At 63.6% G+C, this 1,558-nt stretch carries 2 protein-coding genes; one reads left to right on the top strand and one right to left on the bottom strand.

Annotated elements, in window-relative coordinates:
- Positions 1-13: 13 nt before the first annotated feature.
- A complete protein-coding gene (locus tag P2Q66_RS05485) occupies positions 14-865 on the bottom strand; it encodes an SGNH/GDSL hydrolase family protein (protein WP_275726205.1) in 852 nt (283 codons plus the stop codon).
- A gap of 214 nt (positions 866-1,079) precedes the next feature.
- Here P2Q66_RS05485 and P2Q66_RS05480 point away from each other — a divergent pair, with 214 nt between their 5' ends.
- A complete protein-coding gene (locus P2Q66_RS05480) occupies positions 1,080-1,532 on the top strand; it encodes a nuclear transport factor 2 family protein (protein WP_275726206.1) in 453 nt (150 codons plus the stop codon).
- Positions 1,533-1,558: the final 26 nt, after the last annotated feature.

The raw sequence follows: 1,558 nt of genomic DNA, 5'->3' as shown, positions 1-1,558 counted from the left end.
CTCTCCTCACGCGTCAGTGCCGCAAGGCCCAGATTCCCGCTTCCCGGACGACCGCCCGGTAGTATCCCTTGGCGTAGCCGGTTTCAGTGGGGTGGAAGCCGGCAGCACTTCCGGGCAAGTGAATCCAGGATGCCGGCGAGCCGATGCCGTGCCCTTCGAATTCGTCGGTGACGTCGGCATACACGGTTCCACGGACCTGCTTGGCGGCTTTTTCAATGACCTCGTTCAGCGTGTCCGTGCCCTTGTTGAAGAGCTCGGCGGCCTCGTCCGTGATGTATGGCTGGTCGCCAAATTCAGGGGAGAACAGATGCGGATATCCCAGCGCGACGATGGTGGCGTTGGGCGCCGTGGCCCGGATGCTGGCATAAGCATTGCTTAAGGCCGGGAAGACCTGAGTCCTGGCAGTGGCTTCGCCTTTTTCAACCTCTGTCTCGCAGACTTCCAGGGATTTAGGGACCAAGCAGGCTTCGAGAATGCGCTGGAAGCCGACGTCGTTGCCGCCGGCGGTGATGGTCACCAGATCCGTTCCAGCATTCAGGCCCGCGGCTGACGCCACGCCCACCTGGACGGGCACCGCGGCGGCGGTCCAGCCAGCGCAGGCGGCGTTGACCGCAAGTTCCACGTCGGGCCGACCGTCCAGCACGTCCACATAGCCCGGCGGTTTTGCCTGATAACACTCCATGTCCTTGTACAGCTCTGATCTCTCGACGATTCCCGCCCCGATGCCTGCGGTGTAGGAATCTCCCAGAGCCACGTAGTCCAGCGGTTCGGATTCATGTGCGGCTGCCGGCGCGGCTACGGAGCCTGCCACCACCGCGGTGGCAGCAACGGCCAGGGTCGCCAGGCGCCCCGCAAACTTCCTCATGGTTCTGTCCCTTCGCTTTCTGTCCGGGTTACGGCAGATGCCCTGACGTTCGTGGAGAACGATGTCCCACAACTACTTCCAGCGGCGTTACTGCGGCGTTACCGCTCATCCGGTTGCCAGCGGCATGCTGGACGTCGCCGCGGGCTTCGGGAGCAGCCTCTGTCCTGAGGATGGGGCCCGCGCTACCATTAGTCCCGGTTTAAGGAGGCGCGTGATGCTCGAAGAGGCGGACCTCATGCAGGCCCTGCGGCGTCACTGGGAGTACTCAGGTAAGGACGAGGACGTCGCCCATGAGATTTACCACGATGATGCAGTCCTGGAGTTCCCTCAGTCCGGGGAACGGTTCGAGGGCGTGGAGAACTTCCGCGAATGGCGGCGCCGGTATCCAGCGGAGCTCAAATTCCACACACGACGGGTCACGCATCGTGCCGATCTGGTGGTCGTGGAGAACATGATCAGTTATGACGGCGCGCCCTGGATGTTCTCTGTCAATCTGTTGGAATTCAGGGGCGACCGCGTTGCGCACGAGCGGATCTACATCATGGATGGGTGGGACGCCGCTGAGTGGCGTGCTCCCTGGCGCTCCGACGTGCCTGCAGACGAGCCCCGCCGCCGGCTTCCTCCGCTTCATAGCGGAGGCCACTGGAAGGGCCGGCCGCACTCCTGACCGCTATCCCAGCCAGCCCGCTCCTG

It is taken from the genome of Arthrobacter sp. Cr_A7, from assembly GCF_029222765.1.
GTDB lineage: Bacteria > Actinomycetota > Actinomycetes > Actinomycetales > Micrococcaceae > Arthrobacter.
Note: the sequence above shows the minus strand (reverse complement) of the source record. Positions and strands in the feature narration are given on the sequence as shown.